Origin of the sequence: Anaerocolumna cellulosilytica, from assembly GCF_014218335.1 — a bacterium.
GTDB lineage: Bacteria > Bacillota > Clostridia > Lachnospirales > Lachnospiraceae > Anaerocolumna > Anaerocolumna cellulosilytica.
Genome location: NZ_AP023367.1, coordinates 2,358,087 through 2,375,843 on the forward strand (window position 1 = coordinate 2,358,087; position 17,757 = coordinate 2,375,843).

Annotated in this window: 11 protein-coding genes; 10 read left to right on the plus strand and 1 reads right to left on the minus strand. The window is 34.9% G+C overall.

Annotated elements, in window-relative coordinates:
- The first annotated feature begins 11 nt into the window (after window positions 1-11).
- From acsn021_RS09780 to acsn021_RS09800, 4 genes are all read left to right on the plus strand, one after another.
- Window positions 12-551 (plus strand): hypothetical protein, encoded by a 540-nt coding sequence (locus acsn021_RS09780; RefSeq protein ID WP_184090997.1) that lies wholly within the window; start codon window positions 12-14, stop codon window positions 549-551.
- Between the two features lie 503 nt (window positions 552-1,054).
- Window positions 1,055-1,603: a hypothetical protein gene (locus tag acsn021_RS09790; RefSeq protein ID WP_184090996.1), complete on the plus strand. Its 549-nt coding sequence runs from the start codon at window positions 1,055-1,057 to the stop codon at window positions 1,601-1,603.
- Between the two features lie 262 nt (window positions 1,604-1,865).
- Window positions 1,866-2,402: a hypothetical protein gene (locus acsn021_RS09795; RefSeq protein WP_184090995.1), complete on the plus strand. Its 537-nt coding sequence runs from the start codon at window positions 1,866-1,868 to the stop codon at window positions 2,400-2,402.
- 24 nt (window positions 2,403-2,426) lie between these two features.
- Window positions 2,427-2,750: a hypothetical protein gene (locus acsn021_RS09800; RefSeq protein WP_184090994.1), complete on the plus strand. Its 324-nt coding sequence runs from the start codon at window positions 2,427-2,429 to the stop codon at window positions 2,748-2,750.
- A 93-nt stretch (window positions 2,751-2,843) separates the two neighbouring features.
- On the opposite strand, the gene acsn021_RS09805 is transcribed toward acsn021_RS09800, so the two are convergent.
- Window positions 2,844-3,994, minus strand: a protein-coding gene (locus acsn021_RS09805; RefSeq protein ID WP_243168001.1) for an IS3 family transposase whose coding sequence is annotated in 2 segments (ribosomal slippage) — window positions 2,844-3,736 and window positions 3,736-3,994 — 1,152 coding nt in all. Because the reading frame shifts where the segments join, the coding sequence is not laid out codon by codon here.
- 201 nt (window positions 3,995-4,195) lie between these two features.
- Between acsn021_RS09805 and acsn021_RS09810 the strand changes: the two genes are divergently transcribed.
- From acsn021_RS09810 to acsn021_RS09835, 6 genes are all read left to right on the plus strand, one after another.
- The gene (locus acsn021_RS09810) at window positions 4,196-4,735 is read left to right on the plus strand and encodes a hypothetical protein (protein WP_184093370.1); all 540 of its coding nucleotides are present in this window, start codon (window positions 4,196-4,198) and stop codon (window positions 4,733-4,735) included.
- A gap of 88 nt (window positions 4,736-4,823) precedes the next feature.
- The gene (locus acsn021_RS09815) at window positions 4,824-5,135 is read left to right on the plus strand and encodes a hypothetical protein (RefSeq protein WP_184093369.1); all 312 of its coding nucleotides are present in this window, start codon (window positions 4,824-4,826) and stop codon (window positions 5,133-5,135) included.
- A gap of 152 nt (window positions 5,136-5,287) precedes the next feature.
- Window positions 5,288-5,827, plus strand: a complete 540-nt coding sequence (locus tag acsn021_RS09820) for a hypothetical protein (protein WP_184093368.1) — start codon at window positions 5,288-5,290, stop codon at window positions 5,825-5,827.
- A gap of 408 nt (window positions 5,828-6,235) precedes the next feature.
- Window positions 6,236-6,775, plus strand: a complete 540-nt coding sequence (locus acsn021_RS09825) for a hypothetical protein (protein WP_184093367.1) — start codon at window positions 6,236-6,238, stop codon at window positions 6,773-6,775.
- Between the two features lie 28 nt (window positions 6,776-6,803).
- On the plus strand, window positions 6,804-15,158 hold the full coding sequence (locus acsn021_RS09830) for an InlB B-repeat-containing protein (RefSeq protein WP_184093366.1): 8,355 nt from the start codon (window positions 6,804-6,806) through the stop codon (window positions 15,156-15,158).
- Between the two features lie 454 nt (window positions 15,159-15,612).
- Window positions 15,613-17,262, plus strand: a complete 1,650-nt coding sequence (locus tag acsn021_RS09835; RefSeq protein WP_184093365.1) for a glycoside hydrolase family 9 protein — start codon at window positions 15,613-15,615, stop codon at window positions 17,260-17,262.
- Window positions 17,263-17,757: the final 495 nt, after the last annotated feature.

Genomic DNA, 17,757 nt, shown 5'->3' on the forward strand with positions numbered 1-17,757 from the left:
GGAAAAGAGAGATGAGAGGTAAAAAAAGAAAATTTTTAATAGGAGCAATAATTCTATTTTCGCTGTTAATCGTATATTTGATTAGCTACAAATATATGATTGTACCTTATCAAATAAAAGAACTAAATGATAATATGGTAATAAACGGTATTCCTTATAAAATAGGGGATAAAATGGATAATCTTGATTTGGATATATTACGACACAATGGATGGGAAGAAATAACCACTGATGACAATTCCATACTATATCATAATGATGCTATTGGATCAGTGAATTTTGATGGGTTTCCGGATTTATCTGATGATTTTAAGTTTATCTTATTTAGATCATGGAAAGATAACTTTAGCATATTTGGTATTGAAGTAGGCAGTAATGTAAGTGAAGCTCAAACGATTTTGAAAAAAAGAGGATATAAAGAAGAATATGATACGACATTTGTGAAAGGAAGAATAAGTATTTCTTTCCCTAGTGAGAATGATGGAAAAATAGCAATGTTAGAAATTTTTCTAAGAAGCAGTGACTGGTTTTATAAAGGAAATTACAAATAGTTAAAATAAATGAATTTACAGGTGGGATATTATGAGAAAAATAAAATAGTAGCGTTTATAATATGCTTTACAATAGTTTTGAGTGATTTGGCAGTTCCAAGTATAATTAAAGGAGCATCTACTGTCCCGAAAGAAACAAAACAAGTTTTAAGTTTGGACAAGAATTGCATAAAAGAGACCTTGATGAACTACTAAATAATGGCTTGACTGAGAGCTATGAATATTCACAATATGATTACACCAATGATAAAATAGGGTCTATAGTAACCTATGGGTTTCCGGATTTATCAAACATATTTCGTTTTACTCAATACTTAACCGCATTAAATAATATAAGCGTTTTGGAAAAAATTGATTATATAAATATAAGTCTCCGTAGTAGTGATTGGTTTTATAAAGGATACTATAAATAGGTATATACAACAAATATTGAGCAGATGAATAAAATTGTACTGATACATGATATTAAAATAGTATTTTATTTAGATAAGGAGGTAAGATAATTGAAGAAATCAAAAAAAATAATTCTATTTTCATTATTATTAGTGTTTACTATACTAGTAATAACTGTTTATAAGGTTGGTTCTATGTTTTATTTTATTCCAAAAGAAGTAAATGAATTGAATGAAAATATGCATTTATTTGAATTACCATTTACCTTTGGTGAAGAAGTGAGTGAAGAAGAATTGGATAAAGTACTGAATTTAGATTGGAGCAAGACACTTTTTTATTCCGATATAACGTATTACAATGAGAGTGTTGGTAATTTTGTAATAAGGGGATTCCCGGATTTATCAAGTTCAGGCAAATTTGCACAATATGATACTGGTGAACAAAATCTTACAATTTTTGGAATACAAGTTGGAAGTGATATTAATGTTGCTGAAGATAAACTAATAAGTATGGGATATATTAAGGAATACAGTGACGATTATATTTTTGTAAAAGGAAAAGTAATGATATATTTTAGTATCAATGAAAATCAGATTATAAACCAAATGAGTGTTTTTATCCAAAGTAGCGATTGGTTTCATATTGGTTATTATAAATAGTACATGATTTGTCGGGCGAAAAATTGATAGTATGTAAATTCAAGATATATTATTCAGAAGATAAATTAGGCGTATGTTTATATATTATAATTTCAACAAAGAAAAGGGCGGAAGTTAATGAAATATAAAAGTCTCTCATTGCAAGTTTATTAATTCCATTTTTGAGAGATATATCTTTAGGGCGGTTCTAGGTTCTCTTTACCGAAAGAAACAAAACAAGTTAGGATAAATGAAAAGTACATTAAGAAGGGGGAAAAGAGGGATGAGAGGTAAAAAAAGAAAGTTTTTAATAGGAGCAATAATTCTATTTGCGCTGTTAATCGTATATTTGATTAGCTACAAATATTTGATTGTACCTTATCAAATAAAAGAACTAAATGATAATATGGTAATAGACGGTATTCCCTACAAAATAGGGGATAAAATGGATAATCTTGATTTGGATATATTACAGGATAGTGCATGGGAAAAAGATGACATGTATGGTTACTTTATATCATATTATAATGAGGCTATTGGAACAATTATTTTTAATGGGTATCCAGATTACTCAGATGAGTATAAGTTTACTCTATTTAGAACAAAAAATAATGATTTAAGTGTTTACAATATAAAAGTTGGAAGTAGCACAATTGATGCACGAAAGGTTCTAAAGAAAAATGGATATAAAGAAAAAGATGGTACATATGTAAAAGGAAGAATACATATAAGTTTTAACTATGATATAAATGGAAATATCGAAGAATTGACTGTAGATTTAAAAAGCACTGATTGGTTTCATAAGGGATATTACAAATAAATAAATGAATTACAGGTGGGTATAATGAGAAAGATGAAACGCATAATGGCATTTGTGATATGCTTTACAATAGTTTTGAGTGATTTATCAGTTCCAAGTATAGTCAAAGGAGCATCAACTGTCCCGAAAGAAACAATACAAGTTAGGGTATATGGGAATATATATTATGATATAAATGAGAATGGAAGTAATAGCTCTAAACTTGTAAGAAAACAATTATATGAGTACCCGTTTGCTCTATATTATTCCAATACTGCCGGAGAGACAAAGAGCTTCCAGTTAAAAACAGATAGAAATGGTGATTATAGCTTTTTACTTAAAGATAATCAAGGAATTAAGAATACATAGCAAAAGTTGGTAGTAAAAAGTAAAGAAAATAATGTTGAACTATAGTCAAGTAAGTAGACACGATTATTAGAAAAAACTTTCTGGAAACAGTTACTAAGCTTGATTCCAGAAGAGTTCCTCCTTTTCATTGGGTGTTAGCATTCCAAGAGAACTGTGTGGTCTTCTGGAGTTATAGAAACCTTCAATATACTCAAATACAGATAGCTGCAGCTCCTGTAAAGAGTAATAGGTTTTTCGGTTGGTTTCTTCTTTTTTCAAATATTTGAAGAAACATTCACAGCAGGCATTGTCGAAGGGATAACCTTTCTTAGAAAATGACTGCACTACATTAAGAGAATCCAATAACTGTCTGAATGAAAATGCAGTATATTGAGATCCCCGATCAGAGTGGAACATGAGGCCTGTAGGGTATTTCCTTTTATCATAAGCTTTTTTGAATGCAGTCATTACCAAAGTGACATCAGGTCTTGCTGAAATGTTCCAGGAAATGATTTTGCGAGAAAATAGATCCATTACAATACAGAGATAATACCATTTCCCAGAAACTTTGATATAAGTGAAATCACTTGCCCAGACAATGTCAGGGGATTTCTGGTTGAACTCCTGATGGAGATGATTGGTGCAATTGCCAGTATCTTTATGCCGATAGTTACGATATGGCTTCACCGTTGACATTCGTGGTAATTGAAGTGTTTTCATCAGGCGGTACACTCGTCCAACACTGATGTGAATGCCATGATCACGCTGGAGGACATAAGTAATCTTATATGCACCAAGACGCTTGTTATAATCGGCGTAGATATGGAGAATCCGTTTGGCTATCTCCTGATTTTCCTTGGTGCGTTCAGCAGGTACTGAGTGAAAATGCTTATAATAGGTACTTCTGTTTACACCTAATACATTGCAAAGAATCTTTATGTCATGCTGAAAACGAAGCTTATGAACAGCATCTAATCGTTGCTGGAGTGTGGCGTGAAGATGGCAATCGCTTTTTTTAGTATGAGGAGTTCCTCCTCAAGCTGAGCATTGCGTTTTTGAAGATCCTTCACTTGTTTGGCGGTCAAGACCTCGCCATCATCCGTTTTGACGGTTGAGTATTGCTTGATCCAACGGGTAAGAGCGGTTAGGGAAACACCGTATTCTTTACAGAGAGCAGCCTGTGTTTTACCGCCAGATTGATAAAGGTTAACGAGAGTACGTTTGAAGTCCTCGTCATACCGTGTTCCAGTTTTACTTGTGGACATGAGTAGATACCTCCTTTTTGTGTCTACTTAATTGTAATATATGGTTACTTATCGTGTCCACTTTTATAATATAGATCCAAATGTATAAAATTAAAATATTAAATATTAGATTAATGAGAGTAGGGGGGAAGAGATATCAGTACTTGTAACAAAACAATTCATAATTAAATGAAAAGTACATTAAGAAGGGGGAAAAGTGAGATGAGAGGTAAAAAAAGAAAGTTTTTAATAGGAGCAATAATTCTATTTTCGCTGTTAATAGTATATTTGATAAGTTACAAATATTTAATTGTACCTTATCAAATAAAAGAATTAAATGATAATATGGTAATAGATGGTATTCCCTACAAAATAGGGGATAAAATGGATAATCTTGATTTGAGTATATTACAGGACAATGGATGGGAAGAAGATGCTACAGACGACAAATCCATATCATATTATAATGAAAACCTTGGAGTAATCATATTTAATGGGTTTCCGGACTTCTCAGATGAATATAAGTTTATCCTATTCAGAACAAGAAATTATAATTTCAGTGTTTTCGGAATTAAGGTGGGTGGTAGTGCAAGTAACGCTCAAGAGATTTTGAAAAAGTGGGGATATAATGAAAAAGATGATACTACATATGTGAAAGGAAGAATAATTGTTGGATTTCATTATGATACAGGTGGAAAAATAATAGAGTTAGATGTATTTCTAAAAAGTAGCGACTGGTTCCGTAAAGGAAATTACAAATAGATAAAACAAATGAATTACAGGTGGGTATTATGAAAAAGATGAAACGAATATTAGCATTTATGATATGCTTTACAATGATTTTGAGTGATTGGCAGTTCCTAGTGTAGTAAAAGGAGCTTCGAATTTACCGAAAGAAACAAAACAAGTCAGGGTATATGGAAACATATTTTACAATATAAATGAGAATGGGAGTAATACATCTAAGATTGTAAGAAAACAATTAAATGAGTACCCATTTACTCTATATTACTCCAATACTGTCGGAGAGACGAAGAGCTTTGAGTTAAAAACGGATGGGAATGGTGATTATAGCTTTGGCTTAAAGATATTAAGTATACATAGTAAAAGTTCAACTAATCTGAAAATAAAAATAATAAGTTTTATTATAAGAAAACCTTGATAGGAAATAAATTACTAATTATGTTAAAAAGTATTGAAAATTATGTCATATAATGCATAATATTAGAACATTGAAAAGTAATATAAAGGGTAGGGGTTTAGGAGTTATCAATACTTAGAGTAAAACAGTTCAAAACGGAGGGAGCAAAAGGGATGAGAGGTAAAAAAAGAAAGTTCTTAATTGGTGCACTAATTCTGTTTTCATTGCTAATAGTATATTTGATAAGTTACAAATATTTAATTGTACCTTATCAAATAAAAGAATTAAATGATAATATGGTAATAGATGGTATTCCCTACAAAATAGGAGATAAAATGGATAATCTTGATTTGAATATATTGCAGAATAATGGATGGAAAGAGAGAACTACAGACAACAACTCTACGTTATACTATACTGAGGCTGCCGAAACAATTGTTTTTAATGGATTTCCAGATTTATCAGATGATTACAAGTTTATCCTATTTAGAACAAGAAAAGATAATTTCAGTATATTTGGTATTGAAGTAGGCAGTAATGTAAGTGAATCTCAAACAATTTTGAAAAAAAGAGGATATAAAGAAGAGGATGAGACGACATATGTGAAAGGAAAAATAAGTGTTTCTTTCTCTAGTGATATCGATGGAAAAATAATAATGTTAGAAGTTTTTCTAAGAAGTAGTGACTGGTTTTATAAAGGGAACTACAAATAAAAAAAATAAATGAATTTACAGGTGGGATATTATGAGAAAAATAAAATAGTAGCGTTTATAATATGCTTTACAATAGTTTGAGTGTACCCTATACAAAGAGCTTACAGTTAAAAACAGATAGAAATGGTGATTATAGCTTTTTACTTAAAGATAGTAAAGGAATTAAAAGGCGTAGCAAAAGTTTAATTAAGCTTAAAATTGAATAATAACTGTTTATTATAAGATAACCTTGTTCGGAAATAAATTACTAAATATGGTTGTTAAAAGTATTGAAAATTATGTCATATACTGCATAATATTAGAATGTTGAAATATTAAATTAAAGAGAGTAGGGTAAGAGATATCAGTACTTACAACAAAACAATTCATAATTAAATGAAAAGTACATTAAGAAGGGGGAAAAGAGAGATGAGAGGTAAAAAAAGAAAGTTTTTAATAGGAGCAATAATTCTATTTTCGCTGTTAATCGTATATTTGATTAGCTACAAATATTTGATTGTACCTTATCAAATAAAAGAACTAAATGATAATATGGTAATCGATGGTATCCCTTATAAAATAGGAGATAAAATGGATAATCTTGATTTGCAAATATTACAAAAAGAAGATTGGGAAAAGGATACTATGTATGAACATTTTATATTATATTATAGCGACAATGTTGGAGTTATTATTTTCAGAGGTTTTCCAGATTATTCAAATGAATATAAGTTTACCGTTTTTAGAACAAAAAAACACAATATTAACTTATTCAATATTGGAATAGGTAGTAATGCAAGTGAAGCCCAAATGATTCTTAAGAAAAAGGGGTATACTGAAGAAGATAATAGTACATATGTAAAGGGGAAAATAAGCATTAGTTTTCAATATGATTTAGAACGGAGAATTGAAGAAATAGAGGTAGAATTGAAAAGTAGTGATTGGTTTCATAAAGGATATTACAAATAGATAAAAAAATGAATTGCAGGTGGGCATTATGAAAAAAATGAAAAGAATAGTAGCATTTATGATATGCTTTACAATAATTTTGAGTGATTTGACAGTCCCGAGTATCGCTAAAGGAGCATCTACTGTCCCGAAAGAAACAAAACAAGTCAGGGTATATGGAAACATATTTTACAATATAAATGAGAATGGGAGTAATAGTTCTAAGATTGTAAGAAAACAATTAAACGAGTACCCATTTAATCTATATTACTCCAATACTGCCGGAGAGACGAAGAGCTTTGAGTTAAAAACCGATGGGAATGGAGATTACAGCTTTTTACTTAAAGATAGTAAAGGAATTAAAAAGACCTGGATTCAAATTGAATCTAAGAATGCAGCAGTTCTAGTTACTTCTAACATTTTAAAGAAAGGAAAAGCATTCAAATCTTTAGTATTCGAAAGCAGGAAGAAAACAGTGCCAAAAGGTTCTTCTAGTCTTCAGATGAACATCAATATATATAGTCCGGACGTTAAAGGAGCTATCAATATTGCAAGGGTAATTAAGGATGCAAGAGGCTTTGCTCAGAATGAAATGGGAATACAAGTACCTCCTGTTCTCGTTCTATGGAAGCCTGGCTATGGAGATGATTCTTATGCAATCAATGAAACTATCTCTGGAAATACGGTTGGTGGGATAGTTTTATCGGGGAAAGATAATGATGAAAGAGATGAAAGTGTTATTGTACATGAATATGGACATTGGGTATATGGTACTTTAAGAGAGGATGGAAGGTTTGCATGGGGAGATCATAGTAGTTCAAATAAAATTGATGCAAGGTTAGCATATTCAGAAGGGTTAGCTACCTTTTTTGGACAGGCATTTTTGGATAATGAATATTATGTAGATAAAGGGAACGCTAATTCTGGTCTTGCCTACAGTTTAGAAAATCTTCCGAGTAATTTTCCATCCGGTGAGAAAAATGAAGCTCATGTAGCGTCTGTCCTTTGGGATACGATAGATACCTATAATACCAACGAATCCTGGGACAATGTTGCGGAAGACCTTGGAAAGGTATTAAGTAGAAATGCTGATGTAGTACGACAGTCTGATATATATATTGGCTCTATCAAGGATCCAATTCACACTTTTCTAATATATAATTGTACAATTCGGGATTTCTATAATAAATATGTTGAAAGTGAAATTCGAAAAAATTCTCAAGAAGCATTGGATTTCTGGACCATATTTGAAAAAAATGATATGCAATACGATGATGAAAAGCCAACCATTAGTCTTAAGGACAATAAGAAGATTTATGTTATCAATAATAATATGAATTCTATCAGTGTGAATCTATATGATAACGTTACTGTAGCAAAGGCGGAGTTTTATATCAACGGTAAAAAAACCAATACATACAGAAACCCTGCCAGTAATTTAGTATACAGTATACCTAAATCCGAATTAAAGAAAGGGCTCAATAAGCTGACTATAAAAGCATATGACCATGCCGGTAATTATGTATCAAGCGAAGCGTCCTTAGCTAAGAATGTGTTCCCAACAAAGGATTTCTATAAGATTTCAATAGGCAATGCCAATGTCGATTTAAGCAATGTTTCCTACAGAACTCCTTATTCCGTAGAATACATTGATTTATTTCTGGAAGATGATGATACGCCTTCAACTCTTTCAGGGAATATGTTTTCCTTACTGGAAATCGGTGCAGCATCACTTGATGAACAACTCACCGATGAAATACAGGAAGCTGAGACGCCAGAAGATATCCCTTTCTCAGAGACAATGTATGAAATAGCGGAGACCTATGCACTTACGAATGCTAGAGAAGAATATGGGTTAATAGGGCAGGATGAAATATCACAAATACATACCTTTGAGGTTGAGAATGGGAATGACTATGGGTTGCTGGTGGACGATACATTGGGAGATTTCGAAATTACCCTTACTTCACCTGATGGAACTCAATATACCAACACATCCCTAGAGGAAATACCGGAAGTTGAAACATCGGAAGGTGAATTACCTGCACAAGAAGATTTACAAAACCAATACATACTGAACTTAGGGACAAGCGGATTTATGATGTTTCAACCGGAAGCCGGTGTTTGGAGTTATACCATTAAGAATCTGGGCACAGAGAGTAATTACCATGCAGGAATCTTTACAAAGTTATCAGCTCCTACGATTACCAATGAAAGCGAACTTTTAAATATCCAAGACGGTTCCCTGGTGGAATTACAGGCCAATATTGCTACAGGCAGTGCGATTAGTATTCAATTAACCGGAGAAAACAGTGGAATAGAAGTAGTGGATAGCATTGAGGTAGATGCTAAAAATAATGGTAATTTTTCATATACATTTGAAGCTTTGCCGGATGATACTTATAATGTGGAGCTTTACATTACAGAGGATGGAAGAAAAGTTAGCTGGTCTAAGGAAGCTGACATTGTTGTTGATTCCTCAGTACCTGAAATTATTTTAGATGATGATTATGAGTTTTATACCTATTCTGATATTGCAGTAGTACAGGGTATTGCTAGAAATGCTGCCGAAGTTTCTGTTTCTCTAAATGGGGAGGGTGTTGTGGTTAACAGCGGTAGCAAGGATGAATTTACCTTTGGTACGGACTGGCTGAACCTGCAACCCGGTAATAACGCTGTGGTAATCATAGCAAAAACCAAGACCGGTAAGACGGCAGTGAAAGAGGTGACTTTATTCTCAGATACCAGTGATGAAGGTGAAGAAGAGGCAAATCTGCCGGTTATTGAAAGCGTATTGTTTAATGGAAAAGAAGAAAGTACCATTCATAATAGTGCAGAAATTGGGGTAAAACTTGCCAACAAGGAGTTAAGTAATTATAAAGTTTATGCAATATATAATAGTAAAAAATATGATTTTATTCCTACTGGGAATCATTTTACTCTGAATTTTAATCCGGAGGAGGAAAGTGGTAATTACTATATAACCATTTATGCGGAAAGTAAATGGCAGATGAGTGATAAGAAGGAAATAGAATTAACTGTTATTAAAAATGATGGAAAGATTTATGTGAAAAGCCGTCCGGAAGACATTAATATAGAAGAAGGCGAAACAGCGACCTTAAATATCAGTGATATTATTGGTGGCACCAATTACGAGATACAGTCAGATGTTGGAAACATTCAGAATGGACAATGGAAGTATACCCCTGAGTTACCAGGTATGTATGAGGTTAATTTTATCGTCAGCAAGGATGAGACGTTGTTAACTGTAACCTTTGATGTAATCGTTGATCAATCGGTAGGGTTCAAACTGAAGTTAAATCCTAACGGGGGAAACCTTAGTAATAATACCAAGTATGTATACTATGACCAGATATATGGTGTTTTACCAACGCCGGCTAGAGTTGGATATACCTTTGATGGCTGGTACACTCAGGCAGAGGGTGGTGAAAAAGTCGATTCAGCTAAGATTGTTACAATAGAGGATGCAAGAACCTTGTACGCTCATTGGAAGGGGATTACGATTGCTGTGAATCTGAATGCCAATGGTGGTACGGTAAATCCTATTTCTGCAAAGGTGGTCTATGGTAGTGAGTATGGGGAGCTGCCTGTACCTTATAGAGAAAATTATTTCTTTAATGGATGGTACACTGCCATGAGTGGAGGCACGCTTGTTACGGATAATACCTTAGTAAAGGTAACTTCAACCCAGTACCTATATGCACGATGGACATCAAAAACCTATTCAATAACCTTAAATCCCGATGTAGGTACGGTTACTCCGACAACTAAGCAGGTTACTCATGGAAAGACATATGGTACACTTCCCTCTGCGATAAAAGCAGGCTATACCTTTGGCGGATGGTTCACAGAACTGGCAGGTGATGTAGAAGTAACCGAAAACACAGAGGTTGTAAGCAAGTCACAGCACGCCTTATATGCCAAGTGGAATCCTATTTATTACACGATATATTTTAATAGTAACGGTGGATTAGTAGATAAAGATTCCAAAGAAGTAACGTACGGGCAATCTTATGGTGAGCTGCCGGTACCGGAACGGGAGAACTTTGAATTCATCGGTTGGTATACTCTTCCGGTCGGAGGTACTGAAATTACAGTAGAATCAACGGTTAACATTACGACAGAAACCATGCTTTACGCAAGGTGGTCAGGTGTTACGGTAATGGCAAAGCTGGAGGCTAACGGAGGTACCGTTTCCAGTGATTTTAAGCAGGTATTTTATGGAGGCAGATATGGCACACTGCCAACTCCCCAAAGAGAAGGCTATATATTTGATGGGTGGTATCTGGTAAAAGAGGGTGGACAAAAGTTAACAGAAAGTACCAGAGTTAATGACTTGAAGGAGCATACTTTATATGCCCATTGGTCAAAGTTTGACTACAGAGTTAATTTTAATGCGAATGGAGGAGGCGTTTCTCCGGCTAATAAAACATTACCATATAACACACCCTATGGTACACTTCCTACCCCAACCAGAGGAGGACATACCTTTCTTGGCTGGTATACTTCCTTGTCAGAGGATGCCAAGCCAGTGTATTCCGATACTATTTTTAAGAGCTCATCAGACCAAACGTTATATGCACATTGGAAGCCCAATGAATATAAAGTCTGGTTGAATGGTAATGGTGTAAAACTTAATAAAGATTCTATAACTTTGACCTATGGGCAAGCTTATGGTGAATTACCGGTACTTCAATTAAAAAACTATACCTTTAATGGATGGTACACACAACCGTCAGGTGGATACATCATTAATCCGGCGCAGATATATAACTGGAATTGTGACCAAACGATCTACGCACAGTGGTCAGGTAAGGAGTATACCGTATCTTTTGAACTAGAAGGTGGAACTAGTGGTATAAGTCAAATAAAGGTGAATTACGGACAGGCCTATGTGAATTTACCAGTACCATATCGTCTGGGTTATACTTTTGCAGGCTGGTTTACAACCAGAGACGGTAATAAAATGGTTATTAACACGGATATAGTAAGAATGACGGAAGACCAGACGTTATATGCCCGTTGGGAAGTAATGAAACCTACGGTAACCTTCCAAGCCAATGGCGGTATGATGGTCGTAAATGGAGAGAGTGTCCCAAGCTATAATACGAATGTAGCATATGGAGGTACTTATGGAACATTATATACTCCAGTAAGAGATGGATTTACGTTTACAGGTTGGTATACAATACATAACAATACGGAGATTTTAGTAACCCCTGGTTATACCAATCAGACAACTACATCACATATGGTATATGCAAAGTGGATTGCTAACTCCTATGAAGTGAATTTTATGGCAGAGGATAATGAGTCAATCTTGTCTTCTATGAAAGTAACCTATGGATATAGTTATGGGAACTTACCCACTCCGACAAAAGAACATTTTACCTTTAATGGATGGTATACGAAGCCAGAGGGCGGAGAGTTAATAAATAATACATCAGTTGTGAAAATAGTAGCACCGCAAAACCTGTATGCGCGATGGCTTGGTAATTATGTAAAGGTTAATTTTAATGGTAATGGAGGTTCTGTTTCCAGCGCAAGCAGTTTGATAAGATATCAAAGTGATTATGGTTATTTACAGATCCCCTCAAGAGTGGGGTATGACTTCAAAGGCTGGTATACAGAACCGGCTGGCGGAACGAAAATTACGGAATTGAGTAAAGTAAATACGACAGAGGAACACACCCTGTACGCCCAATGGAATCTAACAAAGATAACGGTAACCTTAGATTATGGCTTCGATGGAAAAAGCAGTACAATGACTATGTATTATGATCGTGCAATGGGTAGTATACCTGCCCCGGAGAGACCTGGATACCGATTTGATGGATGGTTTGCACGATATGCGGATAAGGCTGTTACAGCAGAAACTGTTGTTAATACAACCGTAGATTTCACCTTATATGGGAAATGGACAGGTAATAGTTATCAGGTATATCTGGATGCAAATGGAGGAAGTGTAGTTCAGAATAACTATACGGTTACCAATGGTAATAGTTACAATGCAATATTAGTAAACCCGTACAGACAAGGCTTTACCTTCGGAGGCTGGTATACCGAGAGAAGCGGAGGAATGCTTATAAATTCAGGTTCGTATGCAAATCTGACCAGTGATACAACACTATATGCCCATTGGCTAGAGGATACCTATCGGATTTATTTTTATCCAAATGGCGGTTCACTTCCCTATCTTAATACAACGGTTAATAAGGACGAATTATTCAGTGATTTTCCGACACCAACCAAAACGGGCTATTCATTTGAAGGCTGGTATACTAATTATAGACTCGACACACCCGTATATTATACAACAGGCCTTAGTAATCTCTATGCGAAATGGACGCCAAATAGTTACACTGTTCATTTTGATGCCAATAGCGGAAAAGTTTCCACCTCTGTTAAGAGTGTCAACTATGAAACAGCCTATGGAGAACTGCCAACACCAACGAAGAAAGGACATCTATTTCTTGGATGGTATACACAAAAGGTTGGTGGGAATGTGATAACTGCTGCTTCTACAATGTATGAGACTAAAAATAGTACACTTTATGCCCAATGGAGCGGTGCGGCTGTTACGGTTTCCTATGACTCAAATGGAGGAAGTGTGATAAACTCAACTAAAACAGTTTATTATGAGCAAACCTATGGGGGATTACCCACTCCAACTAGGACAGGCTATACCTTTGATGGTTGGTCTACTGCAATTAGTGAAGGTACATTAATTGATTCTAGCAGTATTGTAGAAAATGAGGAAGAACATACCTTATATGCCCAGTGGCGTCCGATAACTCCAACTATAAACTTAAATCCGATTGGTGGAACAGTTCTTGAAAATGGAATAAAAGTCAATATTTCATCAGTCATTAGAACCTATGGTGATACCTATGGTATACTGCCTGTAGCATCAAAAGCCGGGTATATATTTGATGGTTGGTATATGTCAACTACAGGAAAGGATAAGATAACAGAAGAGACCATAGTAACTGCTACAAGCTCCGTAACACTTTATGCACATTGGACAGCCGTTGAAAATGTAGTAGCATTTCATCCAATGGGAGGAATACTGCAAGAGCAATCAAAAACACTTAAAGTAACCTATGACAGTTTATATGGCACACTACCTATACCAGAAAAAACAGGATATACCTTTTTGGGGTGGTTTACAGAGGAAAATGGCGGAGCGATAATTATTAATAACACGCGGGTTACCATTCTTGGCAACCAGCAGTTATATGCAAGATGGCAAAGAAAGACCTATAGTATTAACTTTGATGGTAATGGTGGAATATTTTTTGAAAAAAACAAGCAATATCCAGTCATTCCTAAATATATATTATTCGAAGCGGATTATGGTACACTTCCTACGCCAACTCGAACTGGTTATCAATTTGAAGGATGGTTTACCAGTAAAGAAGAGGGAGAAGAAGTATTCTTCCATACGAAAATGAAAGAACCATATAGCGGAACAGTTTATGCTCGATGGAGGGCAACTTCCTATGATGTAACACTTGTTTCTGACGGAGGCCCAGTTGGATTAACGAAACAGGTGATGGTTAATGGAACTTATGGGGAACTCCCCACGCCCGAAAGAGCATATTATAGTTTTAATGGTTGGTTTACAGCAACAGTGGGTGGCAATAGGATAACCCAGGAATCAAAATATGAATATTCTTCCTCCTCCACATTGTATGCACAGTGGAAGCCTGACACATTTACAGTTACATTAGACCCGAATGGAGGCAGTGTTACCACAGAGAGTATTAAGGTTGTATATGAAGGAACATACGGTAGCTTGCCCACTCCTACACGTAAAAACTATACTTTTGTTGGCTGGTATACCAGTGCCGAGGATGGTAAAAACGTATGGTCCGGTACAATTTTAACAGTACCTGCTGATATAACTATATATGCCCGGTGGAATCCAAACCCATATGCCCTTACCTATCATGCAAATGGCGGATCTGTTTATCCTAATTCTAAATTAATTGTTAATAATGAAAATTATGGAGACTTGCCTATACCCACCTATTTCGGGTATCTATTTGAAGGGTGGTATACAGACTCTTCCAGTGGAGAATTGATAACAAACGCAGACTTGGTAAATGTTACGGAGGCACAAAAAATATATGCCCAATGGAGAGTTAAAAATCCTACCATTACTTTTAATCCCAACGGAGGAAAAGTTGATACTCCCACTAAGATAGTAACGTATAAAGGTACATATGGTGAATTGCCAGTACCTGAATTATCTAATTGCAGCTTTGAAGGTTGGTATACAGCCCAAACCGGTGGAACTAAGATTATTGAGAATACACCAGTAAACATAGCCGATTCTCAAACCTTGTATGCCCGTTGGAAAGCAAATAATATACGATAGAAATCTAAATAGTAATTAGAAAATCAAAATAACAACAAATAAAGAACTGACAGCCAAATTACGAACCGGCTGTCAGTTCTTTAGATTACTGAATTAAATATTTGATTTCTGTGATAGTGTCATAATATAGTTCCTCATTCCACCATTTATAAGTATAAAAAATGAAATTCCTATAAAATGATTCTATACAGTTATAAGTATATGATATATGCAATCTGAAAAAGGATATTATACATGGAAGCAAAAAGAACAGTCATGCTATAATGAGGTATGTTTAAATTAGGTATTTGTAAAGCAGTTATTCGATGCGATGGAACCTGTCAACATCACCGAAAATAGGTTCCGATGCCGTGGCAAGTCACCTTTATTTTGGTGAAGTTACCTACATACTTCTTCTAAATTAAGAATGTCGCAATTGTCTATTATTTAACTTAGGAAGGGGCGTGGCTATTTTATGGGATTAGTAAGAATAAATCAAATGGGCTATAAACCGGATAGTCCAAAGCAATTAGTATATGTTGGAAAAGAAACAGAATTTAATATTTATCAGAGTGAGACAGACAAGGTTGTATACACAGGCAGATTGTCTGAGAGCAGGTGGGATAAGGCAGGTGAGGAAACAATTTGTGTTGGCGAGTTTGGGGATTTGAAAGAAAGAGGCAATTATTATATAAAAATTGGAGAAAAGAAATCCTTGACTTTTACGATATCTGATAATCAACCACAGTTATGTACGGATGTTTTATTAAAAGCCTTTTATTTTCAGAGGTGTGGAATGGAGCTTACAAAAGAATATGCAGGTTCTTGGAAACACGGGAGGTGTCATACAGATTTCGCTTATATAGTTTCACCAGATATAGAAAAGCTTATAAAAGAATCACCTGAAACACTAGAGCGTATTGACGTAACCGGCGGATGGCATGATGCTGGAGATTATGGAAAGTATACAGTTGCGGCAGCCATTGCAGTAGCTGATTTGTTGTTAGCCTACGAAGAGTATACCAATGCTTTCAGGCATATGATTGGAATACCAGAGAGTAAGCTTATAGGAGATGATTTACTTTATGAAGTAAAGTATGAATTAGATTTTATGTTGAAAATGCAAAAATCCGATGGAAGTGTTTATTCCAAAGTAACTACCAGATTTTTTCCGGGAATGATTATGCCTGAAATGGATACGGCACCCATGCTGCTATTTGATATATCAACACCTGCAACAGGTGATTTTGCAGCAGTTATGGCTCTAGCTGCAAGGATTTATCATGTATTTGACAAAAGTTATGCAGATATCTGTTTGGAAGCAGCGAAGAGAGCCTACAAATGGCTAAAGAAAAATCCAGAACCTAAATTATTTAAAAATCCTCCGAATGTATTGTCTGGTGAATATGGCGATACGTGTGACTTGGATGAACGTTACTGGGCGGCAGCGGAACTGTATCGAACTACCGGAGAAGAGGAATACCATAAAGAGTTTTTAAACTATTATCCGCTAGTAAAGAATAGGGTGGCATTCGGATGGGCAGAAGTAGGCGGCTATGGCACGATTGCATATTTGTTTAGTAAGAGGAAAAATGATTCCAAGATACTTGAATCAATGAAATTAGAGTGGCTGGCACATTCCGATATGCTGGCTAAAAGAAGTTACGAGAATGGATATGGAATTACGCTGGGGTTTGATGAGTATAAGTGGGGAAGTACCATGCTTTTACTAAATCAGGCCAGACAATTAATCATCGCAGAACGCTTGTTAAAAGAGAATTGTTATCATACGATTATACATCGTAACTGGGATTATTTATTGGGTATGAATCCAATGGATATTTCATACGTAACAGGCCTTGGGGAGAATGCGGTTATGAAGCCCCATCACCGGCCATCGGATGCGGATGGTGTACTAGAACCGGTGCCGGGGTTGGTATCCGGTGGTCCTTGCTCTGGACTTTTAGACGAAGTGGCGAAAAAAAGGTGTGTTGGACAGCCACCTGCAAAATGCTTTGTTGATGATACACAAAGCTACACCACTAATGAGATAACCATATACTGGAATTCACCTGCGGTATATGTTGGTGCGTACATCAGTACATACAACGAACATATCAGGTGATTTACAGCATTCCGAAAATGTAGTTTTAGGATGCACCTATAAAACTAAATCAACGATAAGAGTTTTTTGCCGGTACATAATAATTGATTATGTACCGGATTTTTTATAAATAAATATATATATTTGGGTTTTATTTAAATCACTATTTAATGCATAAATATTAAGAATTGCTGAGTGGGATACATATATATACGTTAGCTTAAAAGGATTATTAGCATTGTATATAAAAGGTTATTATTGACACTTATTTACATAATAATTACAAAAAATAGCAAAATATTGAAAAATGATATTGAAATTCACCAAAATAAGACATATAATGGGTTTTATAGTAAAATAAAGGAATGAATATCCATAGTCTGGAAGAAGTGTGCATTGATAAATTCGTTAGATTAAATTTGGATATGTTTAATTAAAGGGGGAATTTACGCAAGGAGAATGAAAAAATAATCAAAGTTTATGATGTTATATAATTTACAAAAACATAAAAAAAGA

Excerpts from the sequence above, each read along its gene's own strand:
- acsn021_RS09825 (WP_184093367.1), top strand. The coding sequence starts at position 6,236 with ATGAGAGGTAAAAAAAGAAAGTTTTTAATAGGAGCAATAATTCTATTT.
- acsn021_RS09795 (WP_184090995.1), top strand. The coding sequence starts at position 1,866 with ATGAGAGGTAAAAAAAGAAAGTTTTTAATAGGAGCAATAATTCTATTT.
- acsn021_RS09810 (WP_184093370.1), top strand. The coding sequence starts at position 4,196 with ATGAGAGGTAAAAAAAGAAAGTTTTTAATAGGAGCAATAATTCTATTT.
- acsn021_RS09780 (WP_184090997.1), top strand. The coding sequence starts at position 12 with ATGAGAGGTAAAAAAAGAAAATTTTTAATAGGAGCAATAATTCTATTT.
- acsn021_RS09820 (WP_184093368.1), top strand. The coding sequence starts at position 5,288 with ATGAGAGGTAAAAAAAGAAAGTTCTTAATTGGTGCACTAATTCTGTTT.
- acsn021_RS09830 (WP_184093366.1), top strand. The coding sequence starts at position 6,804 with ATGAAAAAAATGAAAAGAATAGTAGCATTTATGATATGCTTTACAATA.
- acsn021_RS09835 (WP_184093365.1), top strand. The coding sequence starts at position 15,613 with ATGGGATTAGTAAGAATAAATCAAATGGGCTATAAACCGGATAGTCCA.
- acsn021_RS09800 (WP_184090994.1), top strand. The coding sequence starts at position 2,427 with ATGAGAAAGATGAAACGCATAATGGCATTTGTGATATGCTTTACAATA.